At 54.6% G+C, this 23,710-nt stretch carries 23 protein-coding genes; 10 read left to right on the top strand and 13 right to left on the bottom strand.

What is annotated here, in order from left to right; all coding sequences use genetic code 11:
• Positions 1-65 precede the first annotated feature (65 nt).
• On the bottom strand, positions 66-905 hold the full coding sequence (locus KIH26_RS07830; RefSeq protein ID WP_213443878.1) for a lytic transglycosylase domain-containing protein: 840 nt from the start codon (positions 903-905) through the stop codon (positions 66-68).
• 514 nt (positions 906-1,419) lie between these two features.
• On the opposite strand from KIH26_RS07830, the gene KIH26_RS07825 reads away from it, so the two are divergent.
• Positions 1,420-3,678: an O-antigen ligase family protein gene (locus KIH26_RS07825; RefSeq protein ID WP_213443877.1), complete on the top strand. Its 2,259-nt coding sequence runs from the start codon at positions 1,420-1,422 to the stop codon at positions 3,676-3,678.
• A gap of 6 nt (positions 3,679-3,684) precedes the next feature.
• Here the strand turns inward: KIH26_RS07825 and KIH26_RS07820 are convergent, their stop codons facing one another.
• The gene (locus KIH26_RS07820; RefSeq protein ID WP_213443875.1) at positions 3,685-4,557 is read right to left on the bottom strand and encodes an NRDE family protein; all 873 of its coding nucleotides are present in this window, start codon (positions 4,555-4,557) and stop codon (positions 3,685-3,687) included.
• 9 nt (positions 4,558-4,566) lie between these two features.
• Complete coding sequence (gene ygfZ, locus KIH26_RS07815; protein ID WP_249661005.1) at positions 4,567-5,523, bottom strand: CAF17-like 4Fe-4S cluster assembly/insertion protein YgfZ; 957 nt, start codon at positions 5,521-5,523, stop codon at positions 4,567-4,569.
• Between the two features lie 37 nt (positions 5,524-5,560).
• Here ygfZ and mltG point away from each other — a divergent pair, with 37 nt between their 5' ends.
• From mltG to KIH26_RS07800, 3 genes are all read left to right on the top strand, one after another.
• Positions 5,561-6,604 carry an endolytic transglycosylase MltG gene (gene mltG, locus KIH26_RS07810; RefSeq protein WP_213443874.1) on the top strand — a complete coding sequence of 348 codons (1,044 nt, stop codon included), beginning with the start codon at positions 5,561-5,563 and terminating at the stop codon, positions 6,602-6,604.
• 6 nt (positions 6,605-6,610) lie between these two features.
• Positions 6,611-7,231: an FMN-binding negative transcriptional regulator gene (locus tag KIH26_RS07805; RefSeq protein WP_213443873.1), complete on the top strand. Its 621-nt coding sequence runs from the start codon at positions 6,611-6,613 to the stop codon at positions 7,229-7,231.
• A gap of 84 nt (positions 7,232-7,315) precedes the next feature.
• Positions 7,316-7,558 carry a hypothetical protein gene (locus tag KIH26_RS07800; RefSeq protein WP_213443872.1) on the top strand — a complete coding sequence of 81 codons (243 nt, stop codon included), beginning with the start codon at positions 7,316-7,318 and terminating at the stop codon, positions 7,556-7,558.
• Positions 7,559-7,687: 129 nt separating this feature from the next.
• Here the strand turns inward: KIH26_RS07800 and pobA are convergent, their stop codons facing one another.
• Entirely contained in the window at positions 7,688-8,872 is a 1,185-nt protein-coding gene (gene pobA / locus KIH26_RS07795) for a 4-hydroxybenzoate 3-monooxygenase (RefSeq protein WP_213443870.1), read from the bottom strand.
• Positions 8,873-9,117: 245 nt separating this feature from the next.
• On the opposite strand from pobA, the gene KIH26_RS07790 reads away from it, so the two are divergent.
• Positions 9,118-9,936, top strand: a complete 819-nt coding sequence (locus tag KIH26_RS07790; RefSeq protein WP_213443869.1) for an IclR family transcriptional regulator domain-containing protein — start codon at positions 9,118-9,120, stop codon at positions 9,934-9,936.
• Between the two features lie 12 nt (positions 9,937-9,948).
• On the opposite strand, the gene KIH26_RS07785 is transcribed toward KIH26_RS07790, so the two are convergent.
• From KIH26_RS07785 to KIH26_RS07770, 4 genes are all read right to left on the bottom strand, one after another.
• Entirely contained in the window at positions 9,949-10,695 is a 747-nt protein-coding gene (locus KIH26_RS07785; protein WP_213443868.1) for a hypothetical protein, read from the bottom strand.
• Positions 10,696-10,706: 11 nt separating this feature from the next.
• Positions 10,707-11,573, bottom strand: coding sequence for a CoA transferase (locus KIH26_RS07780; RefSeq protein WP_213443867.1), 867 nt, complete (start codon positions 11,571-11,573; stop codon positions 10,707-10,709).
• A 345-nt stretch (positions 11,574-11,918) separates the two neighbouring features.
• Positions 11,919-12,389: an aromatic-ring-hydroxylating dioxygenase subunit beta gene (locus KIH26_RS07775; RefSeq protein WP_213443865.1), complete on the bottom strand. Its 471-nt coding sequence runs from the start codon at positions 12,387-12,389 to the stop codon at positions 11,919-11,921.
• A 69-nt stretch (positions 12,390-12,458) separates the two neighbouring features.
• Positions 12,459-13,790 (bottom strand): aromatic ring-hydroxylating dioxygenase subunit alpha, encoded by a 1,332-nt coding sequence (locus KIH26_RS07770; protein WP_213443864.1) that lies wholly within the window; start codon positions 13,788-13,790, stop codon positions 12,459-12,461.
• Between the two features lie 107 nt (positions 13,791-13,897).
• Here KIH26_RS07770 and KIH26_RS07765 point away from each other — a divergent pair, with 107 nt between their 5' ends.
• Positions 13,898-14,854 (top strand): LysR family transcriptional regulator, encoded by a 957-nt coding sequence (locus KIH26_RS07765; RefSeq protein WP_249661003.1) that lies wholly within the window; start codon positions 13,898-13,900, stop codon positions 14,852-14,854.
• 381 nt (positions 14,855-15,235) lie between these two features.
• Here the strand turns inward: KIH26_RS07765 and KIH26_RS07760 are convergent, their stop codons facing one another.
• The 5 genes from KIH26_RS07760 to dapC form a co-directional block, all read right to left on the bottom strand.
• Positions 15,236-15,703: a flavodoxin domain-containing protein gene (locus tag KIH26_RS07760; protein WP_213443863.1), complete on the bottom strand. Its 468-nt coding sequence runs from the start codon at positions 15,701-15,703 to the stop codon at positions 15,236-15,238.
• Positions 15,700-16,932, bottom strand: coding sequence for a succinyl-diaminopimelate desuccinylase (gene dapE, locus KIH26_RS07755; RefSeq protein WP_213443862.1), 1,233 nt, complete (start codon positions 16,930-16,932; stop codon positions 15,700-15,702). The genes KIH26_RS07760 and dapE overlap by 4 nt, the downstream gene beginning before the upstream one ends.
• Before the next feature lie 34 nt (positions 16,933-16,966).
• Entirely contained in the window at positions 16,967-18,121 is a 1,155-nt protein-coding gene (locus tag KIH26_RS07750) for a PilT/PilU family type 4a pilus ATPase (protein WP_213443860.1), read from the bottom strand.
• Between the two features lie 150 nt (positions 18,122-18,271).
• A complete protein-coding gene (gene dapD, locus KIH26_RS07745) occupies positions 18,272-19,096 on the bottom strand; it encodes a 2,3,4,5-tetrahydropyridine-2,6-dicarboxylate N-succinyltransferase (RefSeq protein ID WP_213443859.1) in 825 nt (274 codons plus the stop codon).
• A gap of 198 nt (positions 19,097-19,294) precedes the next feature.
• Complete coding sequence (gene dapC, locus KIH26_RS07740; protein ID WP_213443858.1) at positions 19,295-20,497, bottom strand: succinyldiaminopimelate transaminase; 1,203 nt, start codon at positions 20,495-20,497, stop codon at positions 19,295-19,297.
• Positions 20,498-20,602: 105 nt separating this feature from the next.
• Between dapC and KIH26_RS07735 the strand changes: the two genes are divergently transcribed.
• The 4 genes from KIH26_RS07735 to pheS all read left to right on the top strand — a co-directional run bounded on the left by KIH26_RS07735 (position 20,603) and on the right by pheS (position 23,677).
• The gene (locus KIH26_RS07735; protein ID WP_213443857.1) at positions 20,603-21,664 is read left to right on the top strand and encodes an alkane 1-monooxygenase; all 1,062 of its coding nucleotides are present in this window, start codon (positions 20,603-20,605) and stop codon (positions 21,662-21,664) included.
• A gap of 200 nt (positions 21,665-21,864) precedes the next feature.
• A complete protein-coding gene (gene rpmI, locus KIH26_RS07730; RefSeq protein WP_213443855.1) occupies positions 21,865-22,071 on the top strand; it encodes a 50S ribosomal protein L35 in 207 nt (68 codons plus the stop codon).
• A gap of 18 nt (positions 22,072-22,089) precedes the next feature.
• Positions 22,090-22,449: a 50S ribosomal protein L20 gene (gene rplT, locus KIH26_RS07725; protein WP_213443854.1), complete on the top strand. Its 360-nt coding sequence runs from the start codon at positions 22,090-22,092 to the stop codon at positions 22,447-22,449.
• Between the two features lie 184 nt (positions 22,450-22,633).
• Entirely contained in the window at positions 22,634-23,677 is a 1,044-nt protein-coding gene (gene pheS, locus KIH26_RS07720) for a phenylalanine--tRNA ligase subunit alpha (protein WP_213443853.1), read from the top strand.
• The last annotated feature ends 33 nt before the right edge of the window (positions 23,678-23,710 follow it).

Genomic DNA, 23,710 nt, shown 5'->3' with positions numbered 1-23,710 from the left:
CCCTCAGCATGACAAAAGCCGAGCCGCAGTACTGTGGACTCGGCTTTTTTGCGAGCGAAAGTTGCTTAGAGCACAGCCACTTTCTCGGCCTCGTTAGCAGCCTCTGGTGCAGGCTTGAGGGGGGCGAGTGCAGGAATCTGCGCTGGCAGGTTGGGGGTGATCAAAGGCACATTGCCACCCAAAGCCACTTGGCGCAGGCGCGATTGCTCGGCCAGCACTTTGGCGGTGTAGCCGCCTTCTGTGGCATCGCTGGTTGCACCCACGTATTGACGCAAGCCACCTTCGACTGAGCCAGCGCGCTTGATGCACTCTTGCAGCACCTTCACGCCCACACGCAGATTGGTTACCGGGTCAAAGGCAGCCAAATTACCGCCAAAACCTTCGTACTTATCGGTGTGGATTTTCGTCATCACCTGCATCAAGCCTTGCGCACCCACGGGGCTTTGCGCGAAGGGGTTGAAGCTCGATTCCACAGCCATGATAGCCAAGATCAAGGTGGGGTCGAGCTTGGTTTTATCGCCAATCTCATAGGCTTCGGCCACCAAAGCGCCGAGCGGTTCGGGCGCGACGCGGTATTTTTTGGAGAGCCAGAAGGCTACTGCGGCTTGCTGTTTGGGCAAGTCTTTGAGATGGGTCGCTGTAGCGCGATCTACCGCATCGGCCTCTACCGGCACTTCGGAGGCTGTGGCCACCGTCTGGCGTGCTTGCAGCCAGCCGAGCAGGGCGGTTTCGCCCTGTGTGCGTAATTCAGGTTTGAACATCAAAGCCGAGACGACCAAGGCCGCCACCAAGCCCAGCATGGCCAAGCCATTGTGGGCAATTTCAAAGCAGCCGTGCGCCACGTCTTTCACGAAGACCTTCACGCCGTTGCTAAAACTACTACTCAAGTTAGTTATCGCTGTCATCAGCAATGCCTTTCCGTACGCGAGCCTTATCCAGATTCCACAGACCAGTTCCCTCGAACCGCCTGAAAATGCCGAACCTTACTCGTTTTGATTGGACCTGTGTTGTCGGAGTGAGAAAATCCGCCTTGTTATTCAGGCTTGGTACTTTTCACAGATTGATCCAACAACGCCTTGCTACCAGTCGGCTCTCGCTGCCTTTTTGAATGAAGGCCTGAACCGAACCTGGCATCCCGCCATACAAGATGGAGGAGATGTGAACCTGCCCGAATGGTGCTCCTGGGGCGCGGTGTGTCGCTATGACTTCGTTATTATAAGTTGGCTATAGACCGAGTCAATTATGAAAAATGGATTCCATATTCTAAATCCGTGATGAATTTGGCTGAAATGTGGCAAATAGGCTGTTTTTTTGCCCATATCTTCAGCTTTGTGCGCGAGAAACGCGCCGTCAGCAACGACAATCCTAAGCTCTGGCGCAACAGCGCTGCCCCGTCTGAGTTATTGAGTTTCTAAAGTCATGGCCAAGAAAAAGCGTGTCAATCCTTCCAAATCGGCAGTTTCAAGTGCCGAAAGCGCAATGGCGCAGCCTCAGACGAATCTGGATATCAAAGTGAACGTCGAGTTTCGGCAAGCGGCGGCCAAGCCCTTGTTGTCCTTGCCTGCCGAGATTGGTCGGGGCGACTGGACGGCCATCATTTTGAGTTTGATGATTTTCTTCACGCCAGCTTTGGGTGTGCCGCACGAGATGATGCTGCAAGACACGCTCAAATCCATCATCGTGGCTTTCATGAGCTTGGGAGCGGCATTGATTTTATTTTGGCGGCAGCGCAATCGGCGCGACGCGCTGCGCTGGCATTTTGTGATGTGGTTGCCGATCATGCTGTGCGTGTATGCCTTGGGCAGTATGGTCTGGGCCCATACTTATTTGGCGGGTGTTGAAGCCATTCGCTGGTTCTTGTTTGCGCTGATTGTTTGGCTGGTGCTCAATAGCTTTTCGCGCGAACGGCTGCCGATGTTGGTTTGGGGCATTCATCTGGGGGCACTGGCTGTGGCCTTGCTGGGCGCGGCGCAATTTTGGCTGGATGTGAAATTTATCCCCCAAGGCCCCAACCCTGCCGCTACTTTCGTGAACCGTAACTTCGCAGCGGAATTCGTTTGCACGACCTTGGTGTTTTCGGCATGGTTGATCTTGCGTGAGCGGCGCACCGCAGTCCTCGCCTTTTTGGCCGCGACCACCAGTTTCCATTTTCTGTATTTGATGATGTGCGGTACGCGTTCCGCCTTGATCGCCAGCTACATCAGCTTTGGTTTCATTGTGATTTTTGCTTGGAAATTCCGTTCTTTGCTGGCTTACCGTTCTTGGGATAGCGGCCAGCGCATCGTTGTACCTGCGGCCATGTTGGCTGTGTTGCTGGGGCTAGGCTTTATCCCATCCGGCAATTCCTCGCCTGAGTTCAAAGGAAATACACCTTTTGAGCGCGTGATCAAGCGTACGGCCGCCATCCAAGCCGCCGATGGCACGCTGGGTGTGCGTCTGGTGATGTGGAAAGCCAGCTGGACGATGATCGAGGCGCGACCGCTTTCAGGCGTGGGCGCGGGCACATGGGAAGCTGATATTCCGCTGTACCAAGCCAAAGGCTCTCAGCTTGAGACGGACTATTACGTACACAACGAATTGATCCAAGTGGTGGCTGAATACGGCATCGTTGGCTGGCTCTTCCTCTTGGGTCTGACGGTCTACAGCATTCGCAGTACGGTGGTCGCTTTTCGCGCGAAAACCGAGCCTGAGCTGCAAGAGGGCATGGTTCGGGCCATGGCGCTGACCAGCCTTTTGGCTTTGATCGTTGTTTCCAATATTGGCTTTCCTTGGCGCTTGGCGACCACGGGTGTCATGTTTGCCTTGTGCTTAGGCATCTTGGCGGCTTGTGATGCACGTCAGGGCATGCGCACTTGGATGACTGCACAGCGCTTGCCGTGGGCGCCGGCCGCATCACAGACTGCTGCTGTTGCGACTGTTGGTTGCTTGGCTTTGGCTGGCTACATCTCCTACAAAGCTGCTGAATGCGAGCAGAAGATTGTGCAGTCCGTCAAAATGGCCTTGTCGATCTCTGCTTCAGGTAACCCCAACAGTCCAAAGTACGACAAGATGAAGCGCGAAATGCTGGAGCTGGCGCGCCAAGGCATTGCGATCAACCCGCATTACCGCAAGATCACGCCAATGCTGGGGGATGAGCTGGCCAAGTGGGGCGATTGGAAAAATGCGGTGTGGGTGTGGGAGAGCGTGCTCAGCTCCAGGCCTTATGTGGCGGCGATTGCGACTAATGTGGCGCGCGGCTACATGGCTCAAAACAAAGTCGATAAATCATTCGAATTCCTAGAGCAGGCCAAGCTCGTTCAGCCCGATGCTGTGAGCGTGCGTTCTTTGGAGGTGATCTTGCTCTCTCGCACTGGCAAGGAAGCGCAAGCTTTGGAGATTGCGCGCAAAGCTTATGCCGATAAAGCCATGGATTACGACATGATGAACTCTGCTTACATCTTGGGTGTACGCGCGAGTGATTTCAAATTCGCTATTGATGCGCTGACTTTCCGCAATGAAGCCGTGCCTGCGCAGGCGGTCGATGGTTGGATGAAAATTGGCGGAATTTACGACCAATATCTCAAGGATGAGGTCAAAGCCGTCGAGGCTTATCGCAAGGCGTATGAGGCGGGCGGCAAGAGCAACAATGTGCTGGCGCAGATTCCATCCGCCTACCATGGGCGCATGGCTTTGCCTTAAAGCGGTCTACGGCCAGGCCAGCGCAGCATTCACCGGGCTTGCTGCGCTGTTATTTTCTGCATGCGTGAGCTCGGTCACTTGCAGCCCTTTGCTTGGCTCATACACTGCGACCAAGCTGGTGCGCGTGCCGTATTGCGGCGCTGCTTCTGGGTGCTGCACAAACACACTGGAGAGTGCGCGCTCTAGCTCCAGAGAAACGCCTGTTTGGGGAAGCTGTTGATCTGCGCTGCGCTGGCGATCGGCCAATGCTTGGAGGTTGATGGCTATCAACTGATCGGCATCTGCGCTGCTTAGGCTGCTCTGCAGAGCTGTTTTCAGGCGCTGTGTCTTTGGCCAGGGTGTACCCAGAGTCGCGTTGGACAGGCCATACACTGCACCCCAAGGCATCTCAAATACTACTAAATCAATAGCACTCTGCGCAGATTCTATGCCGGCGATAGGCCGAAAAGGCTTGAAATTCGCTGTGTGGTCTAGGGCTTGTGAGCGGTTGCTGAGGTAGTGGCATTGCTTGGTTTGCCAGTCGCCCACGATCAGGTTGAAGCCTTGGTAGTGCTGAGGTTTGATGTCGTTTGCCCAAAGCTGCGCTGGCAAATCATTCTCTAGCCAAGCCAGCGCCAAGCCGCCACGGCTGATGGGCTGCGCGGGCGCAGCGGCTTGCGGATCGCGCACATTGGTGAGCATGGCAAAACGGCCGTTGGGCGAGAAGCCCATCCAGGTGCCGCCATCGCGCAAGTCTCGCCCTGCGAGTACGCTCGCGCCGCCAGGTGATTGCCAAAGCGACAGCGCTGCCGTGGGGCGAGCTAAAAATTCATCGCGATTGGCCGCAATCACAAAGGGAAAGCGCTCGCTCGCGCCCCAAGCAAAAGCAATCAGGCACATCGCCTGGCCTCACACATCAGCCAGCAGCTCATAGGGCAGGGTGTGCAATTGCAAGAGTGCGCCGCTGGCAGAACTCGCATGCAGCGCAGGGCCGTCATGCGCGGAAATTTGCATGGACACGATGGCGATATAGCCGCCGGCTGGATGCACAGCTGCTTGCGCGATTTGGCCGCAAGGCTGATCTGGTTCACGGCTGTCAAACACCTCTTGGCCTGCCTGCAATTCAGAAGCAGATGTCGCGATGTAAGCACGCCGCTTCAACGTCCCGCGAAACTGACTGCGCGCCACCACCTCTTGGCCGGGGTAGCAGCCCTTCTTGAAATTCACGCCACCCACGGATTCGTAGTTCAGCATCTGTGGCACAAAAGCCTCGCTCACTGCAGCGCTCAGGCGCGCAATGCCGCTTGCGATCTCTAGGGCGCACCAAGCTTGCGTTTGCTCACGATTTGCATTCACAGCAGGTGCCGACGCACGAATTCGCAAGGCGCGAGGCACACTTGTGCCATTCATGTGTACAGGCGGTAAAAGCACCACGATTTCAGTGTCAAAACTGCCATTTGCCGGCATAGAATCTGCGCGAAGTGCTATCGTATTCATAGTGTCAGTCAGATTGCGCGCCGCGGAACCTGCAACACCTTCGATGCTGATCTCACCCGTGATATCCGCGAGCTCGCACTTAGCGCGCAACACAAACATCTTCAAGCGCTTCAAAGTCGCAGCCAGCAAATCGCGGCTCAAAATCAGCAAAAACTCTTCGCTGGAGAGCTTCAGCACGATGAACGATGCCAGCATGCGCCCCTTGGCTGAGCACCAAGCGGCTAATCTCGCTTCATCCGTTTTCATCAGCAGAACATCTTGCGTGAGCTGGCCTTGCAAAAACGAGCCCGCATCAGCGCCACGAGCGCGAATCACGGCCAATTCACCCTCAGGTGCATTCAAAGTCACAGAAAAATTCAAATCCATCATCCTTGTATTATCCTGCCCCGCTATGATTCTTGCCTGTATGCCTCAAAACTCTCTGCGTCGATCTAATGGCGGTGTTCTAAGCCGTCTGCTGCTCCTTCTCGTGCTGGCAGTTGCCTTGTCTGCCGGCGGCTTGTGGTGGTGGGCTGACCAGCCTTTCAAATTGCCTGAAATCGCGCAAGGTGAAGATTCTGTCGATCTCCAAATTCCAAGCGGCAGTTCAGCAGGCAGCATTTCGCGCGGAATAGCCAAAGCCACAGGGGGTGGCGCAGGCCAAGAGCTGCTGATGAGTTTGTGGCTACGCGCCAGTGGCAAAGCTAGCGATCTCAAGGCAGGAAGCTATGAAATCGTCTCGGGTGATTCGCCCCGCAGCCTGATTGAGAAAATCGCCTCCGGCAAACAAAGTCTGCGCGCCGTCACCTTCATCGAAGGCTGGAATTGGCGGCAAGTGCGCGCTGCTCTGGCCAAAGCCAAACATTTGAAAAACGATAGCGCCGCATTAACGGATGCGCAACTCATGGAGCGTTTGGGTCGCCCTGGCGTACACCCTGAAGGCCGATTTTTCCCAGACACCTACCGCTATGCCAAAGGCGCGAGCGACATCACTGTATTACGCGCCGCCATGCAAACGCTAGATAAGAATCTCGCCGCGGCTTGGGAATCGCGCCGCGCAGATTTGCCACTGAAATCCCCCGATGAGCTGCTCATCATGGCCAGCATTGTAGAAAAAGAAACCGGCGCAGCCAAAGATCGCGCCACCATCAGTGGCGTATTCGCCAATCGCTTGAAAATCAATATGCGCCTGCAAACTGATCCCACCGTGATTTATGGCCTGGGCGAAAGCTTTGATGGCAACATCCGCAAACGCGATCTGCAAACCGACACACCTTACAACACCTACACCCGCGCTGGCCTGCCGCCCACGCCGATTGCTATGGCAGGCTCTGCTGCCCTGCAAGCCGCTGCCCAGCCTGCAGAAACTCGCGCCTTGTATTTTGTGGCGCGTGGCGATGGCAGCAGCGAGTTTTCCGAAACTTTAGAGGCGCATAACCGCGCTGTCGATAAATACATCCGTGGACGCTAAATAAGAATGTACCTTCCAGCGCAATTCAACAAAAGCCAAGACCGTGCACTCGCCGCACGCATCGTGCATGAGCATCCTTTTGCTTCGCTCATCTCCAACGACGATTCAGGCTTTCCCTATGCCACGCCTTTGCCTTTGCATCTGGTGGAGGAGGGTGAGAGTTGGAAACTGCTTGGCCATGTGGCGAAACCGAACCCGCATTGGAAATATCTCGCCGCTCGCCCCGAAGCTTTGGTCACTTTCATGGGCCCACACGCCTACATGTCACCCAAGGTCTATCCTGATCTGGCGCGGGTGCCTACTTGGAATTACCTCGCTGTCCATTGCAAGGTGAAAGCAAGTTTGATCGAAGATCCAGAAGCGAAAGATCGCTTGCTCAAAAAACTCATTGGCGATCATGAGCCGCCCTATAAGCAGCAGTGGATCGATCTGGGCACAGAATATCAACACAAGATGCTGATGGGCATTGTGGCTTTTGAGTTGGAAGTGATCGCGCTCGAATGCAAAATCAAAGTCAATCAACACCGCCCAGAAGCTCAAGCCAAGATGTTGCAGATGTATAGCCAAGGCAATGCGCAAGAGCAGGCGCTGGCGCACTGGATCAAAGCAATGAACACGCCTGTTTAGGAAGAAAAAGGCCTATCCCCGGCGTATCTACTGCGCAAGCAGCTATTATTTTAATAGTGATTGAATTGTAAAGAGAGACATCGCATGCGAGCCGTTTTCGGAATCCTATCTCTGCTGATTGTGCTGCTTATCGTCGGCAGCTTGGTGAAAAAGCAAATGGCGACAACGACTGCACCTGTTTCTACTTTGCAAGTGCCCTCGGCCACATCCACCGCACCGCCCGCATCAACTCAGCGCGATCAGGCGCAGCAGATTCAGCAGCAAATCAAGCAGACGATTGATTCGCAGATGCAAGCACCGCGCGATAGGCCTGCAGATTCAAAATAGGTTGACATCACGATGAAGTCCGTTCGCGTTGAGCTTGTCGAAACGCATGTACAACTGTCGAACCTCATCAATGATTTACACAAGGTCTTCGGCAGACTCAGACCGAACGGTAAACCTCTTCAGTTTTACTTAACCCGCCAACCCCACATAGTTCTCCGCCAGCGTCGTCTGCGCCGCCACTGAACTCATCAAGTAATCCAGCTCAGCTTCCTGCACGCGTTGACCAAAGCCTTCAGTGTCTGGGAAGCGATGCATCAAGCTGGTGAGCCACCAGCTAAAGCGCTCCACGCGCCAGATTTTTCGCAGGGCGCGTGCAGAGTAGCCATCAACGCCCTCATTGCTTTTGTCAAAGTAATGCTGCGCAAAAGCCTGCGCCAGCATGCCCACATCGCTCGCCGCAAGATTCAAACCCTTCGCCCCCGTCGGTGGCACGATATGCGCCGCATCGCCCGCCAAAAAGAGCTGCCCCCAGCGCATGGGCTCGCTCACGTAGCTGCGCAAGGGCGCGATGCTTTTCTCAATCGAAGCGCCGGTGATCATTTGGCTCGCCACATGCGCAGGCAAGCGGCTGCGCAACACATCCCAAAAGCGCGCATCGCTCCAATCTTCCACCTTATCTGTGATCGGGCATTGCACGTAATAGCGGCTTCGCGTCATGCTGCGCATCGAGCAGAGCGAGAAACCTTCCGGGCTGTTGCCATAAATCACCGCATGCGGCGAGACAGGCGGCACATCCGCCAACACGCCCAGCCAGCCAAACGGATACTCGCGCGAGAACTCTTGTAGCTTCTCCTTCGGAATACTCTGCCGCGAAATACCATGAAACCCGTCGCAGCCTGCGATGAAATCACACTCAATCTCTTGCGCCTCACCATCTTTCATAAAACGAATGCGCGGCTTGGCAGAAGTCAAATCGTGCAAGCTCACATCTTTGGCTTCATAAATAGTCTGCCGCTCTATGGTCGTGCGGTGATCCATCAAATCCTTCGTCACCTCAGTCTGCCCATAAGCCGTCACCGTCTTGCCGCCGGTGAGCTTGGGCAAATCAATGGTGTGAAGCTGGCCAGCGAAGGATAGGCTCAGGTGCTCATGCGGAATGCCTTCCTTTAGAAGTCGCTCGCCCACGCCCGCAGACACAAGCGCGTCAACGGTAGTCTGCTCCAAAATTCCTGCGCGAATCCGCGAGAGCACATACTCGCCGCTTTGCCGCTCCACGATGATGTTGTCAATGCCCGCTTTGGAAAGCAAAGCCCCCAGCAATAATCCCGCCGGGCCTGCGCCAATGATGCCGACTTGCGTACGCTGCGTTGTCATTTCTTGTCTCCGATGGGCTTGATTGGCTGATTGATCAACAGAACGCAAAATGCGCAAAAACTCGCAAAAGACGCAGAAAAACCTAATTAATATTTTTTGCGTCTTCTGCGTGGTTTTGCGTCTTTTGCGTTCCAAAGAACGGTTGATCAGTGATTCGTTAGAAGCATAGGAGCGACATGGATGAACAAGAACTACGGTGATCCATCATTGCGCGTTCATTAAATTATTTGCGCGATAATCGCGCAATGCTTTTATCATCAGCTTCCAGCGAAACCGTCAACCCAGCCGATTGGATCGAAGGTGCAGCCAAAGCCTTTGCCGTATTGGAAAGTTTCTCCGCCGAGCGCCAGCGCCTCTCAGTCACGCAAATCGCCGAACGCGCAGGCCTTACGCGCGCCGCAGCCCGCAGGCATGTGCTCACGCTGCAAGCTCTGGGCTATTTGGAAGCGGATGAGGGTGCTCGCAGCCCGAATTACTGGCTCACCCACCGCGTTCTCCGTCTAGCTGGCAACTATTTAGCATCAGCCAGATTACCCAGAGTCGTGCAGCCCACCTTGAGCCGCCTAGCCGCCCAAACCGGCCAAGCCTTCTCGGTCGCCGTTTTGGACGGAGAGCATGCTGTCATCGTCGCTAGATCCGGCGAGCACCGCATCGCCAGCCAAGCGCTCCCCTACGGCGTCAACCTAGGTGCCCGCCTAGCCGCCTTCGCCACCAGCACAGGCCGAATCCTCCTAGCCCAGCTCCCGCCCGCGAAGCTCAAAGAATACCTAGCCACCCACGAACGCGCCAAATTCACTGCCCACACCATCACCCAAGCGACACAGCTACGCAAACTCATACAAGAGGCAGGCCAACAAGGCTACAGCGAAGTCCACCAAGAACACGAACTCGGTGTGTATGCCTTGGCCGTACCTTTACGCGACTCGCAAAACCGAGTCGTCGCAGCGATGAATTTAGTACTCGCCAACCCGAAGCAACAGCCTCCAAAATCAAGCGATTCGCTGCAAAAAGCCTATCTGGCGCAGATGCAGGCAGCGGCAGGGGAGCTTCGATTGCTACTTTGACTGGGAGCAAATTTAACTGTTTGGTGTAGCAGCGACTAAAACAATACGAGGGCTGTTTGGTGATCCACGGTGAAGAATCAAAGCACCTGCTTTAATTACTCGAAGCTCTTTTAATCTTCCTTGATAAATTGTTAGCCTAGCCGTCTCTGATTTAAATAGAGTTTTGTAGCTTTTCTCATAAATAGCATCCAGAAGATCAAGCAAGAAGATGCAATGGGCAGTAACAGCCTCGCGCAGGTCGTATGAAACCAAGCGATCCCCTCGATTTTCAGCTACTGTGCAATTAAAACCCCTAAGGTCAAATCTCACAGGTACATATGCCGAAATTATTTTGTCATCTAAGTCCAGACAATCAAGGCTGTGAGAAGCTAACTGATGCCTGAGACCCCTAATTTCCAACTTATCGACTTGATTTTTAAAATCTTTCTGAGCCGTGCAGTTCATTAATTTATGTAACTTGAGAGCGGCTTGCTGTTGAATATATGCTGCGCTGAGTAGCCCGTAGAGCCGGAGATACTTCTCGCCGGTCTCATCGTAGCGGGTAGGTCCATCGAGTCCAAATTTAAAAAAGTTATGTAATGCAAGCGAAGCATCACCTAATATGTCCATTGCAACGCAAACAAAACTCCAATCATTATCTGAATTGAGGCGCAGCCTTTGTGCCGGATTCTCTTTCCAGCCAGTCCTGTCATTTACTAATTCTCTGAACGAATCGCAGTATGCGTCGACAGCAATTAATTTGGAATCGCTAGTAGTCACAGAGCATTCCTTCATTTATTTGGAATTACATAAAGAGGCAGGTCATTTTTTTCAGATAACACGGCAAGCTCCTTGCATGTATGTTGAAACATAAATGCGGCTGTATGTTTCGTCTGCTTTACTTCCAACACGTCTGGCGAACGAGAGAGCGGGGCTCCTACTAATTTGGCCAGCCGCTCCGCGAAGTGTGACTCTAGTGCTGCAATTACCACTCTCCCATCTTTGCAAGGCATGACTTGGTAGAAGGCATGTGCGCCGCCAATTAAGCCGTCAGGTGTGGTGAGCTTCCAATGTCTGGGGAGGGCGAGGTATTGGGCGGCTTGGCTGAGGCCTACTGATTGATGGCTGCTGCGGCCTGTGGTGCGTTGTTGGATGACGGCGGCGAGCACGGCTTCTACGGCGAGGAGGCTGCCGCCCATGTCTGCGAAGAGGGTGGGTGGGAGATGGAGGCCTTGGATGAGATCGTGTTCGGCCATGTATGTGAGGTCATGGCCGGGGATTTCGGGGGCTGCGGTGTCGCCGACGATGCTGACCTGGCTTAAGTGGGGATGGGCTTTGTGCAATTGCTTCCATGAGAGGCCGAGGCGGGCTAGGGCGCTGGGGCGGAAGGAGGTGAGGAGGATGTCTGTTTTCTCCAAGAGCTTGTGTAGCTTGACCATGCCTTTCTCGGTTTTGAGATCAGCGGTGACGATTTTCACGCCTTCGTGCATTTGCTTGTAGGCTGGCTTGGAGTAGGCGTTCATCGGGTCGCCAGCTGGAGACTCCAGTTTTGTGCAGCTTGCACCGAACGCTTTGAGGCGCATCAAAGCGGCTGGGCCTGGGAGATTGAGGGCGAGGCTGAGGATGCGGGTGCCTCGGAGGGGTTTAGTGGTTGCCATTAACCAATGATAGCGAGGAAGATGAGCGGCGAGGGCTTCGACAGGCTCAGCCCGAACGGGGGAAAGGTCGAGTGAGGTCAAAATAAGAGCGCTGGAATGTATCTCTCGCGCCAGAGCATGCTGCGTGTCCGTGCGCCCCAATCAGGACTGCGGGCTCGAAGCACGGAGACATTGAGGCCGCAGAGTCACCCTAGTTTGAGCGAAGCGAGTTTGGGTGACGTGCCTCAATGTCGAGTACTGCAGATGCTCACCGCGAAGCGGGCCGCAGTTCGGGGACGCATGGATACGCAGCATGATCTGGCGCAGGTACAAACCTACGAGCGAAACAAGAAGACCGCGAAAACCTCAAATCGGCTTAATCACCGAATTAGGCAAAAGATCATTGTCATAAACCGCAGTCCGCGCCTTGAACTTCAAGGCCTCGCCATCACGAACGATCACGTCGATATAGCGCCCCGTGCTGATGATCTGCGGCATGCCATCGCGCTGCGTGCGTGTGACGATGTAGCTGCTTTCGCACTGAATCTCTGAATCGTTGAACGAAGAAATCAAAGGCGCGCCACACACATGCCTCTGCGAATATGGATCGTGATAGATCGTGTTTTGCACGCCATAGATACGATCACGCAGCATGCCTTGGCTTTCGTAATCCATGATGCAAAGCGGCAAGCCGGCATCGAAGTTTTCACGCGATTGCAGTTTGTATCGGCCATCGGCCACAAACAAATCTGGCCAGGTGGAGAGATCATTGCTATCAAGCAAATGTGCGCTTTGCTGGAGCAGGACGCTTAAATTCAGGTAATCGTTGAAATTCATATTACTATTAATTCAATAGCACTCTGCGCAGGTTCTATGACGGCGATATGCCAAAAATGCTTATAAAACTTAAATAGAAAGCGTCTTGCGCCAATACGCATACATGCCGCGTATGAGCGTCTCGGTCACGTTGTGATCGGTATTCTTCACCTCTTGGCCATCCATCTCGCTCACCGTGCGAGCCTCTTCATTCGCGCGATAAGCCTGCTGCACAAACTCAATCACTTCGCCATCATCCGCGCTCACAAAGCCCGCAGGCCCGAAGAGATTGGATTGGCGCAGACGGCGGCGCGTCATCTCCTCGGCGTCGTCTTCAAAGCCAAAATGCGTCCACACAAAATCAAACACGCCTTCGCTCACGGGTTGGATATGCCGCGTCGATAAGCTGTTGACCTGCTGTTGAATGATGAGGGAGGGAAAGAGTGTCATCATCGTCACAGTCGGCGTGATTTCGGCTTTCTGCACCGGGCAATTGAGCTTCCACCAGGCTTCAGGCACCACATCGAGCACGCGATCATCGTGCAGCTTCATGTTCTCCCGAAAGCTCGTCACGTTCGCTGCGATATTGCTGCTCACTTCGTTGCGACGACTCACCATCACCGCATGCCGATGATGCGTATCCATGATCATTTGGCTATTTTGATCCGCACGCCAGAGGCCGAAGGTGACAAACCAGGTGTGCAGCAAGCCAGGGTGATACGGATCTTTGATGTTTTCTTGCATCAGCTTCCAATTGGCCGGAATGCGCTGGCGGTTGATGCCGAGCAGCTTCAAAGGCTTGTGAAAGATGCGGTCGAAATACGCGAGCACATCAGCTCCTAGATACTCTTCAAACGGCTCGACTTCATGATCAAACGAAGCAAACACCACGCCGCCGCGCCGCGCAACTTTGAGCTTCGTTAAACCGTGATCGCAAAGCTGAAAATCTTCCGGCATGCCGCCTTGTTTGATCTTCTCGCCGCATGCATCCACAGCATCTACACCTTGGCGAAAGGTGAGGCCGACCAAATCGCCATTGAGCTTGTAAGTCCACTGGTGATAAGGGCAGACAAAGCTTCGCGCATTGCCCGAGCGCTCGCGCACGAAAGCAACGCCGCGATGCGCGCAGCGATTTTCCAGCACATGAATTTGATCAGGCTGGCCAGGGCGGCCACGCTCGCGCACCATCACCACGCTGCGCTCGCCAATCTTTGTGCGCTTGAAATCACCGGCTTTTGGAATCTCGCATTCGAGGCCGACGTAGCACCAATGGCCTTTGTAGAAGAGAGTGTCTAGCTCGCGTTGATAAAGCTCTTGATCGGTGTAGATGCGGCCAGGTGCGCGGCTGGTGGGTGCATTCCCCCAAAACATGGGTTGCGCTTGCGGGGAAGACAAGATGTCGTTGGCAATTGGAGCGTTCATGAGCAGAGTGTCGCGTAAGGCAGCATATTTGCCAAGATTGAATAAACAAGAAGCAACATTCACCACATGAATGGACAAAACTCAAGCCCTTAGGCATCATTCACAGCATGAAATCCCAGTCTGTGAACCTTGATGGCCTTGATCTGAACCTGCTGCGCGTGCTGGACGTGCTCATGCAAGAGCGGCGCGTGGCCACCGCGGCGCAGCGCTTGCAGCTCTCGCAGCCTGCAGTGAGCAATGCGCTCGGGCGACTGCGCAAAGCGCTGGGTGATGAGCTGCTCACTCGCGCGCCCAATGGCATGGAGCCCACGGAATTCGCCAAGAGTTTGCATGCCACCTTGCAACCTGCGCTTGCTTCGATTGGCCAGTCTTTACAGGCAAAGGCCAGCTTTGACCCCGCCCTGAGCGTTTGGCAAGCCAGTATCGCCATGACGGATATTGGCGAAATCGTCTTCCTGCCTCCATTGCTTTCCCATATCGCCCAAGCCGCACCCGGTCTCACCCTAGAAACTTTGCGCGATGACCAAGCCAAACCGAATGCACCCGTGGGTAGCATCACCACGGCGATGGCCGAGGGTAAGGTGGATTTGGCGGTGGGCTGGCTGCCTGATGTGACGGAAGGCCTTTATCAGCGCAAACTCTTCACGCAGCGCTATGTCTGCATCGCGCGGCAAGGGCATCCCATGCTCTCCGCGAAGAAGCCGAAGCTCACGCTAGAGAAGTTTTTGCAAGCCGAGCACATCGCGATTCGTGCGGAAGGCACGGGGCACACCAAAGCCGATGAGACTTTGCAAAGCATTTCTCAAGGCAGCGAATCACGCAAGGTGCGCCTGCGCGTGCCTAATTTCTTAAGCGTGCCTCAGATCGTCAGTCAGACGGATTTGATCGCTACCGTGCCTGAGAAGCTGGCGCAGCAATGTGCAGAGGCCTTCAAACTTCAAGTGCTTCCGCATCCCGTGAACATGCCCGCCTTCGAGCTGAAAATGTTCTGGCATCGACGCGTACATACCGATCCAGCCAATCAATGGCTGCGGGCTTTGATTGTGGAATTCTTTGCTCGGTGAGTTATTTTTGCGGAGTTGTTTCTGCTGAACCCTCCACCGACATGGCGCACGCACCTCCGCAAATGTCCCCCGGCGGGGTTTAGCGCTACATCAATTCGCTGAAATACTTGCCCCGCCTCCTCCTTTATTTTGCTGCGATGCATGCGCCATGTCGGTGGCTGCGACGAGCAGAGTTTTTGCGCAAGCCTTTGATGCGAAGGGCAATTCTTTCGTCGCATACCACTACGCTCGCAAGATCGCGCTACCTGTGCGTTTTGCGTAGGTAAAGGAGGAGGCGGCGAAACAAGCTTGTCGGCAAAAAATAAAGATTCACGCCGCCGGGGGACACGGAGCAAAACGCACAGGTAGAGCGATCCCCCAGAACGAGCAAGAGTCAAGCAATCAAGCAGTAGACATGGCAGTAGAGAGCCATTCCCGGGCCCAAGCCGCGCCATCCGTCTCAGGCATCGTGCCGCCGGAGGCATCATGCGTGAAGATCTCGCCGATACGCTTGGCGCCCAAGCCTTCTAAGCGCTCATCAAAGCGTTTGCCGCCGCCAGCAAAAGTATTTGGATAGCTGCCGAAATCTCCCAGCGCGATCACGCCGTAGCGCACATGCGAGAGATCGCGTGGCTCATCATCCAGCGAGGCATACAAAGCTGCGCCGTTATCTGGCACGTCGCCCGCGCCATAGGTGCTAGAGCAGATCAAATACAAACAATCACGGTCTTCGAACGCATCGCTCTTCAAGCCATCCATCATGGTGACTTCGATATTGCTCACCAGATCCGTGCAATCCATTTGAATGGCTTGCGCCACATATTCGGCCGTACCCGTCATCGTGGCGACGAAAATTTTTAAAGTGTTCATGCCGACAGATTCTCTAATACTTTGCGGTAAATATTCTTGAGTGGCTCGATGTCTGCCACCGCAACATGCTCATTGATTTTGTGAATGGTGGCGTTCGGTGGGCCGAGCTCAATGACTTGTTTGCAGATCTGAGCGATGAAGCGGCCATCGCTCGTGCCGCCGGTGGTGGAGAGCTCGGTTTTGATGCCAGTTTCGGCTTGGATCGCTTCGCGGACGGCGCCGATCAAGCTGCCTTTGCCTTCAACCACGGGAGTGAGGAAGGGCAGGCCACCGATGGTCCAAGCGAGGTCGTAGTCTGCTGCTGAGAGGCCGTTGGTGTGCAACACATCGGTCAAACGCTTTTGCAAAGCTTCAGGCGTGGATTCCGTGCAGAAGCGGAAGTTGAAATCAATGATCACGTTTCCAGGGATCACGTTGCTCGCACCCGTACCGCCATGGATATTGCTGATCTGCCATGTGGTGGGCGGGAAGTAGGCATTGCCTTTGTCCCATTCAACGGCTGTGAGTGCAGCGAGTGCGGGCGCAGCCATGTGGATGGGGTTGCGCGCGAGGTGCGGGTAGGCGATATGGCCTTGGATGCCTTTGACGGTGAGCTTGCCACTCATCGTGCCTCTGCGCCCATTCTTGATCATGTCGCCGGTGCGCTCCACGCTGGTGGGCTCGCCGACGATGCACATATCAATCTTCTCGCCACGCGCTGTGAGCCATTCGCAAACTTTCACCGTGCCATCGAGTGCTGGGCCTTCTTCATCGCTGGTGAGGAGGAAGGCGATATTCAATGGCGCATCGGAATGCTTGGCGACAAATTCTTCACAAGCCACGACCATCGCAGCCAGAGATGTTTTCATATCGCTTGCGCCACGGCCATAAAGCTTGCCGTCTTTGTGGGTGGGCACGAAGGGCGGGCTGCTCCATTGATCGAGCGGGCCGGTGGGCACCACATCGGTATGGCCAGCAAACACCAGCGTTTTAATTGCTATTAAATCAGTAGCATCTTGCGCAGATTCTATGCCGGGAATCGATGCTTTTGGCTTTAAAAATGCAGTCCGTTTTGCCCAAAGGTTGCGCACACGGAAAGTCTCGGGGCCGCTGTCGATGATGGTGCATTCAAAGCCCAAAGGCTTGAGGCGCGCGGTGATGATGTCCATGCAGCCAGCATCGTGCGGCGTGGTGCTGTCTTGGGCGATCAGTTGCTCTGCGAGGCGCAGGGTGGCGAGGGTATCTTGCATTGCCCTAAGTTTAACGCTTGGGCAATCATCGCTGCTACACAGTGGTCTTCACATCCAGCGTAATTTCTGTGAACGAAGGGCCATGATCTTCTTCTTCCTCAGGCTCTTCAGCGGCTTTCTTGGCGGCTTCAAAGTCATTGGCCAAGCGCCACATCAAGTTGGTTGGGCTGTCTGAGTGGTTGATACCCTCTTTGCGCTCCACGGTGCCTTCCACGATGAGGCGAGCGATGTCTTGCTCGAAAGTTTGTGAGCCATCGGTCATGGATTTTTCCATGGCTTCTTTCACGCCAGAAAAATCGCCTTTTTCGATCAAATCTTGCACCAACTTCGTGTTGTACATGATCTCCACGGCGGGCGTGCGCGTGCCTTGCACCGTGCGCAAGAGGCGCTGGGAAACGATGGCTTTCAGAGCAGAGGCCAAATCGCCCAGCATGGTCGGGCGCACTTCCACGGGGTAGAAGCTCAAGATACGGTTGAGCGCTTGATAGCTGTTGTTGGCGTGCATGGTAGCCAAGCAGAGGTGGCCGGATTGCGCATAGGCAATGGCCGCGCTCATGGTTTCGCGGTCTCGAATCTCGCCAATCAAAATCACATCGGGCGCTTGGCGCAGGGCGTTTTTCAGGGCGGTTTGCATGGCATGCGTATCTGAGCCCACCTCGCGCTGATTCACGATGGATTTCTTGTTGGTGAAGATGAATTCCACCGGATCTTCCACAGTCAGGATGTGGCCAGGCATGCGCTGATTGCGGTAATCCATCATGGCGGCCAGCGTGGTGGATTTGCCAGCACCCGTCGCGCCGACCATCAAGATCAGGCCACGCTTTTCCATGATCATGTCTGCCAAGCTGGCCGGCACATGCAGGCTTTCCAGCAAAGGAATATCGGTAGCGATATAGCGGATCACGCAGGCGTACGTCCCGCGCTGCTTCATGGCGGAGATACGGAAATTGCCAACGCCATCAATCGCGTGCGCCATGTTGAGTTCGTTGGTTTCTTCCAGCTCTTCGATTCTTGTAGGCGGAAGCACTTCAGCGAGCAAATTTTTGACTGCATCGGCAGGCAAATGCTGGCTGTTGATCGGCACGCTTTGGCCATTGATCTTGATGGTGGCAGGCGCAAAGGCAGACAGGTACACATCCGATGCCTTTTTCTCGGCCATCAGCTTCAAAATTCGCTCCATCATGCCCATGCTGTGCTCCTCACATCATTCAGTATGTTGCGCGAAATGCTACATAAATCATAGCACTCTGCGCAGATTCCGTGCCGGCAAACTGCCTAAAATGCCTTAAAAACAAGGAGTTACAGTATTCTGCCTGCAAATCCCTTGCCCAGCAAGTCGTTAATCGCGCAGCAAATCGTTCAGAGAAGTCTTGGCGCGGGTTTGCGCATCCACCTTCTTCACGATCACAGCGCAATACAGCGAATACTTGCCGTCTGCAGAAGGCAAATTGCCGCTCACCACCACTGAGCCTGCTGGCACGCGGCCATAGTGCACTTCGCCAGTAGCGCGGTCATAAATCTTGGTGCTTTGACCGATATACACGCCCATTGAGATCACAGAGTTCTCTTCGATCACCACACCTTCAACGACTTCCGAGCGCGCGCCGATAAAGCAGTTGTCTTCAATGATGGTGGGGCCAGCTTGCAGCGGCTCCAGCACGCCGCCGATGCCCACGCCGCCTGAGAGGTGCACGTTTTTACCGATCTGGGCGCAGGAGCCCACCGTGGCCCAGGTGTCCACCATGGTGTTTTCATCGACATATGCGCCGATATTCACATATGACGGCATCAGAATCGCGCCCTTGGCGATGTAACTGCCACGACGCGCCACAGCTGGCGGCACGACGCGAACGCCGGTGGCTTTCATCTCTTCAGGAGTGAGGTGTGCGAATTTGGTTTTCACCTTGTCGTAGAAGCCCAAGTCACCGGCTTTGACGATCTCGTTGTCATTCAAGCGGAAAGACAGCAACACGGCTTTCTTCACCCACTGATGCACCGTCCACTTGCCCACAGATTCGCGGGTGGCAACGCGCAGCTGGCCTTTGTTGAGCTGGCTGATCACATGCTCCACAGCTTCGCGCACTTCTGCGGGGGCAGATGTGGGAGAGATATTGGCGCGGTTGTCCCAGGCGGTATCGATGATGGTTTGGAGTTGTTGGGTCATGATTGAATTAGTTGGATTGGAAAGAGGAAATACCGGACGCAAAGGGCGCAAAAGTTGCGCAAAAGACGCAAAAAAGACATTCGAAAGAAGGGAAGAAATGGCTTTCTTGAAACCTCAAATGGTATTCGGTATTTTCTGCGACTTTTGCGCAACTTTTGCGGCTTTTGCGTCCGGTATTGGTATTTTTTGCTGTGCACGCTATGACTTGTTACTACGTACAAATTCAGCAATCCGCTGCGCCGCTTCCAAGCACTCTGCCGTTTCAGCCACGAGTGCCATGCGGATGTAGCCTGTGCCGGGGTTGTGGCCGTCTTGCTCACGCGCTAGATAGCTGCCAGGCAGCACCGTGACATTGTATTGGGCGAGGAGGTCGGTAGCGAAGGCTGTATCCGAGCCGCCGCACACGTTCGGCGGAATTTTTGCCCAGAGGTAGAAGGCCGCATCAGGCAGTTTCACATCGAGCACGCTGCTGAGAACGGGTGTGACTTGAGCAAATTTCGTGCGGTATTGCTCGCGGTTGGCGATCACGTGCGCTTCATCGTTCCAAGCTGCTGCGCTGGCCGCTTGAATCGTGTGGCTCATGGCGCTGCCGTGGTAGGTACGGTAAAGAAGGAATTGCTTCATGAGCGCCGCATCGCCCGCCACAAAGCCGCTGCGCATGCCGGGCGCGTTGCTACGCTTGGAGAGTGAAGTCATCATCACGAGGTTTTTGAAGTCTCGCCCAAGCTTCGTAGCAGCTTCAAGTCCACCCAACGGAGGGCCGCCCTGAAAATAGATCTCGCTGTAGCACTCGTCGGATGCAATCACAAAGCCGAAACGATCTTGCAAAGCAAACAAGCGCTTCCATTCATCCAAGGGCATCACCGCACCCGTGGGGTTGCCTGGTGAGCAAACGAAAACCAGCTGCGTTTTTGCCCACACATCATCTGGCACGCTCGCCCAATCCACCGCAAAGTTACGTTTCGCATCACTCGGCGCGAAATGCAGCCGCGCCCCTGCGAGCAAAGCCGAGCCTTCGTAGATTTGATAAAAAGGATTCGGGCTGACGACCACTGCATCCCTCGTCGGATCAATCACCGTCTGCGTCAGCGAAAACAGCGCCTCACGCGAACCGTTCACAGGCAGGATTTGGGTTTTCGGGTCAACTTCCAAGCCATAGCGCCGCTTGAGCCAAGCCGCGCAAGCTTCTTTCAAAACGGGCTCACCACCCGTCGCAGGATAAGCCGCCAAACCTTTGAAGTTGTCATTCAAAGCTTCTTTGATGAACAGTGGCGTGGCATGCTTGGGCTCGCCAATACCAAGGCTGATCGCGCGATGCGCGGGGCAGGGTGTAACGGTGGCAAACAATTGGCGCAGCCGCTCAAACGGGTAGGGCTGCAGTTTCTGGAGCAAAGGATTCATGCACTGATTATCGCGACTTGCGTGTATGCAGTGCATGGCGACGACTGCTCAACCTAGGAAAAGTACGCTAGCGACCTGCTTCTTCTTGTGGCAGAGTAGATGGCTATGAGATTTTCTGACCTCCGTTTTCTCCTTGCCCTCATCTTGCCGATGCTTGGTATGTTTGGTTTGGTGATGGCGCCGCAAAATGCCTTCGTCTCTACTCTCGTTGTTTGGTTCAGCGTCGTTTTGCTTGAGTTACTTTTGCCTAAAAACTCACCTTTCCCCTTGGCAGATGAGCAGGCGGTGGGTTATTTCCAATGGGTCTTGCGGCTGTATGTCGTGTTGCAAATGGCTTTGATCGCGCTGGGCGCATACTTTGCTATGCATGCAGAGTGGCTCATCGTGCTCGGCATCGCCTTTTCTGTGGGCTACATCACAGGCTCGCAAGGCATCACCTTTGCCCATGAGCTGGGCCACAGCAAATCCAAAATAGACCGCTTTTGCGGCTGGCTGCTCATGACGAGCGTGTGCTACGGCCACTTCATGGTTGAGCACTATCGCGGCCACCATCCTCGGGCGGCTACTTTTGACGATCCAGCGTCTGCACGATTTGGCGAGAGTTTTTATCGCTTTCTGCCGCGCACGCTCTGGGGAAGCTTGGCCAGCGGCTGGCGCTTGGAGGCGCAGCGTTTGGTGCAGATGAAAAGCGCTTGGCGCAAGAGCCCTTTGCTTTGGAGCGCGGTGGCGTCTTTCAGTTTGATTGTGTTGCCATTTTTGATGCTTTTTGGCCAGTTCGCCGGCGTAGAATCTGCGCAGACTGCTATGAAATTGGTAGTGTTCTTTGTCTTTCAATCCATCGTCGCATTCACACTGCTGGAGCTGGTGAACTACATTGAGCACTATGGTTTGCAGCGTCATACGGAGGGCGGCAAGCGCGAGGCTTTTGGCAAGATGCACGCTTGGAATTCCGATACGCTGATCACCAACAGCCTCTTGGCCAACTTGCAGCGCCACTCGGATCACCACATGCATGCTTGGAAACCCTATCCCACGCTGCAAGACACTCCTGAGGGCCCGCGTCTTCCTACAGGCTATGCTGGCAGCATCGTTTTGGCCGCGATTCCACCGCTGTGGTTTGCGCTCATGCATCCAAGGCTGGAGGCCTTAAACCTCAAGCCGAGTTGATCGCATCGCTCGGCCTATTCGCTGCCGGGATTCTGGCGCTAGACAAAAAGCCCAAAAATCGTGTAAAATCATGGGCTTGCCACAATATTCTTGCAGCAAGACCCAAGAGTGACGTAGGCCATACAAGGGTTTCACATTCGCCGCAAAGCAAATGAGAAGCACGCCTCGAAGCTTGTTAAAACTGAAATCTCGGAGCAATCATGCCCAAAATGAAGACCAAGAGCAGCGCGAAGAAACGTTTTCGCGTTCGCCCAGGTGGCAGCGTTAAGCGCGGCCAGGCGTTCAAACGCCACATCCTGACCAAGAAAACCACCAAGAACAAACGCCATCTGCGCGGCCCAACAGGTGTTCATGAGACCAATATGGGTCACATGGCGCAAATGTTGCCCGGCATGGGCGTCGCTTAACGTTAAAGGAGAAAAAACATGCCTCGCGTTAAACGTGGTGTAACGGCACGTGCCCGTCACAAAAAAGTTCTAAAGCTCGCCAAGGGCTTCCGCGGTCGCCGCGGTAATGTATTCCGCATCGCTAAAGAAGCGGTGATGAAGGCAGGCCAATACGCCTACCGCGATCGCCGTACCAAAAAGCGTGTGTTCCGTCAGTTGTGGATCGCCCGTATCAACGCAGCAGTGCGTGGTTTGGGTCTGACCTACAGCCAATTTGCCAACGGCATCCGCAAAGCCGGTATCGCCATTGACCGCAAAGTCCTCGCTGACTTGGCTGTGAATGACGCAGCAGGTTTTGCAAGCATCGTGAATCAAGTTAAAGCGAAACTGGCTGCTTAAATCACGGTGCGGTAGCTATCTTTTTGATAGCTGCTCGCGCAACTAAATAAAGGGCTAGAGCCGCATTTCGGCACTAGCCCTTTTTTGTTTAAAGTTCCCACTATGACCGTTCAGGCTGAGCTTGTCGAAGCCCAAAAACCCTTCGACTAAGCTCAGGGTGAACGGATTGGAGAGTATCTTATTCATGAGCGATCTCGATACCATCATCGCCAACGCACAAGCCGCCTTCGCCGCTGCTGCCACGCCTGCTGATCTAGAAAACGCCAAAGCCGTATTTCTAGGCAAGCAAGGCCAGCTCACCGAGCTGATGAAGGGCATGGCTGCTTTGTCGGTCGAAGAAAAGAAGACACGCGGCGCGGCGATCAATGTGGCCAAGCAAGCCGTAGAAGGCGCTTTGACCGCACGCCGCCAAGCCTTGGCCGATGCCGAGCTGGATAAACAGCTCAAAGCCGAAGCACTGGACGTGAGCCTGCCAGGCCGCCAACGCGGGCAGGGCGGTTTGCATCCGATTGCTCTGGCTTGGGATCGCATCGAGCAAATCTTCGGCTCCATGGGCTTTGACGTGGCCGATGGCCCCGAGATCGAAAACGATTGGTTCAACTTCACCGCGCTCAACAATCCGCCCAACCATCCTGCGCGCTCGATGCAAGATACGTTTTACGTCGATATGAACGACGAAGAGGCGCAGCCGTATTGCTTGCGCACGCATACCTCGCCCATGCAGATTCGCTACGCGACTGCGCATGCGAAGAAGCATGCTAACGATGCTGTATTTCCAGAGATTCGCGTGATCGCGCCTGGCCGCACCTATCGCGTGGATTCTGACGCGACGCATTCGCCCATGTTTCACCAAGTCGAAGGCTTGTGGCTCGGCGAAAACGTGAGCTTCAAGGATTTGAAAATCACCTTCCTCAATTTCTGCAAAACCTTCTTTGAAGACGATGGCTTGGTCATGCGTTTCCGCCCAAGCTATTTCCCCTTCACAGAGCCCAGCGCCGAGATTGACATTCAATTCTCCAAAGGCCCACTCGCTGGTCGCTGGTTAGAGGTGGCCGGCTCTGGCCAAGTGCATCCGACCGTGGTGCGCAACATGGGCCTCGATCCCGAGAAGATCATCGGCTTCGCGTTCGGCTCAGGCATTGATCGGCTTGCGATGCTGAGATATGGCGTGAACGATTTGAGGTTGTTCTTTGAAGGCGATGTGCGGTTTTTGTCGCAGTTTCGTTGAGTAATTGGTTAATTTAAGAAGAGAACGCAAAAA

The sequence above is a fragment of the Variovorax sp. PCZ-1 genome, from assembly GCF_018413605.1.
Classification (GTDB): domain Bacteria; phylum Pseudomonadota; class Gammaproteobacteria; order Burkholderiales; family Burkholderiaceae_C; genus JANMDU01.
This window is presented reverse-complemented; position numbering and strand designations above follow the sequence as displayed.

Coding starts and splice junctions, on each gene's coding strand:
- KIH26_RS07830 (WP_213443878.1), bottom strand. CDS start 905: ATGACAGCGATAACTAACTTGAGTAGTAGTTTTAGCAACGGCGTGAAG.
- KIH26_RS07825 (WP_213443877.1), top strand. CDS start 1,420: ATGGCCAAGAAAAAGCGTGTCAATCCTTCCAAATCGGCAGTTTCAAGT.
- KIH26_RS07820 (WP_213443875.1), bottom strand. CDS start 4,557: ATGTGCCTGATTGCTTTTGCTTGGGGCGCGAGCGAGCGCTTTCCCTTT.
- ygfZ (WP_249661005.1), bottom strand. CDS start 5,523: ATGATGGATTTGAATTTTTCTGTGACTTTGAATGCACCTGAGGGTGAA.
- mltG (WP_213443874.1), top strand. CDS start 5,561: ATGCCTCAAAACTCTCTGCGTCGATCTAATGGCGGTGTTCTAAGCCGT.
- KIH26_RS07805 (WP_213443873.1), top strand. CDS start 6,611: ATGTACCTTCCAGCGCAATTCAACAAAAGCCAAGACCGTGCACTCGCC.
- KIH26_RS07800 (WP_213443872.1), top strand. CDS start 7,316: ATGCGAGCCGTTTTCGGAATCCTATCTCTGCTGATTGTGCTGCTTATC.
- pobA (WP_213443870.1), bottom strand. CDS start 8,872: ATGACAACGCAGCGTACGCAAGTCGGCATCATTGGCGCAGGCCCGGCG.
- KIH26_RS07790 (WP_213443869.1), top strand. CDS start 9,118: ATGCTTTTATCATCAGCTTCCAGCGAAACCGTCAACCCAGCCGATTGG.
- KIH26_RS07780 (WP_213443867.1), bottom strand. CDS start 11,573: ATGGCAACCACTAAACCCCTCCGAGGCACCCGCATCCTCAGCCTCGCC.
- KIH26_RS07775 (WP_213443865.1), bottom strand. CDS start 12,389: ATGAATTTCAACGATTACCTGAATTTAAGCGTCCTGCTCCAGCAAAGC.
- KIH26_RS07770 (WP_213443864.1), bottom strand. CDS start 13,790: ATGAACGCTCCAATTGCCAACGACATCTTGTCTTCCCCGCAAGCGCAA.
- KIH26_RS07765 (WP_249661003.1), top strand. CDS start 13,898: ATGAAATCCCAGTCTGTGAACCTTGATGGCCTTGATCTGAACCTGCTG.
- KIH26_RS07760 (WP_213443863.1), bottom strand. CDS start 15,703: ATGAACACTTTAAAAATTTTCGTCGCCACGATGACGGGTACGGCCGAA.
- dapE (WP_213443862.1), bottom strand. CDS start 16,932: ATGCAAGATACCCTCGCCACCCTGCGCCTCGCAGAGCAACTGATCGCC.
- KIH26_RS07750 (WP_213443860.1), bottom strand. CDS start 18,121: ATGGGCATGATGGAGCGAATTTTGAAGCTGATGGCCGAGAAAAAGGCA.
- dapD (WP_213443859.1), bottom strand. CDS start 19,096: ATGACCCAACAACTCCAAACCATCATCGATACCGCCTGGGACAACCGC.
- dapC (WP_213443858.1), bottom strand. CDS start 20,497: ATGAATCCTTTGCTCCAGAAACTGCAGCCCTACCCGTTTGAGCGGCTG.
- KIH26_RS07735 (WP_213443857.1), top strand. CDS start 20,603: ATGAGATTTTCTGACCTCCGTTTTCTCCTTGCCCTCATCTTGCCGATG.
- rpmI (WP_213443855.1), top strand. CDS start 21,865: ATGCCCAAAATGAAGACCAAGAGCAGCGCGAAGAAACGTTTTCGCGTT.
- rplT (WP_213443854.1), top strand. CDS start 22,090: ATGCCTCGCGTTAAACGTGGTGTAACGGCACGTGCCCGTCACAAAAAA.
- pheS (WP_213443853.1), top strand. CDS start 22,634: ATGAGCGATCTCGATACCATCATCGCCAACGCACAAGCCGCCTTCGCC.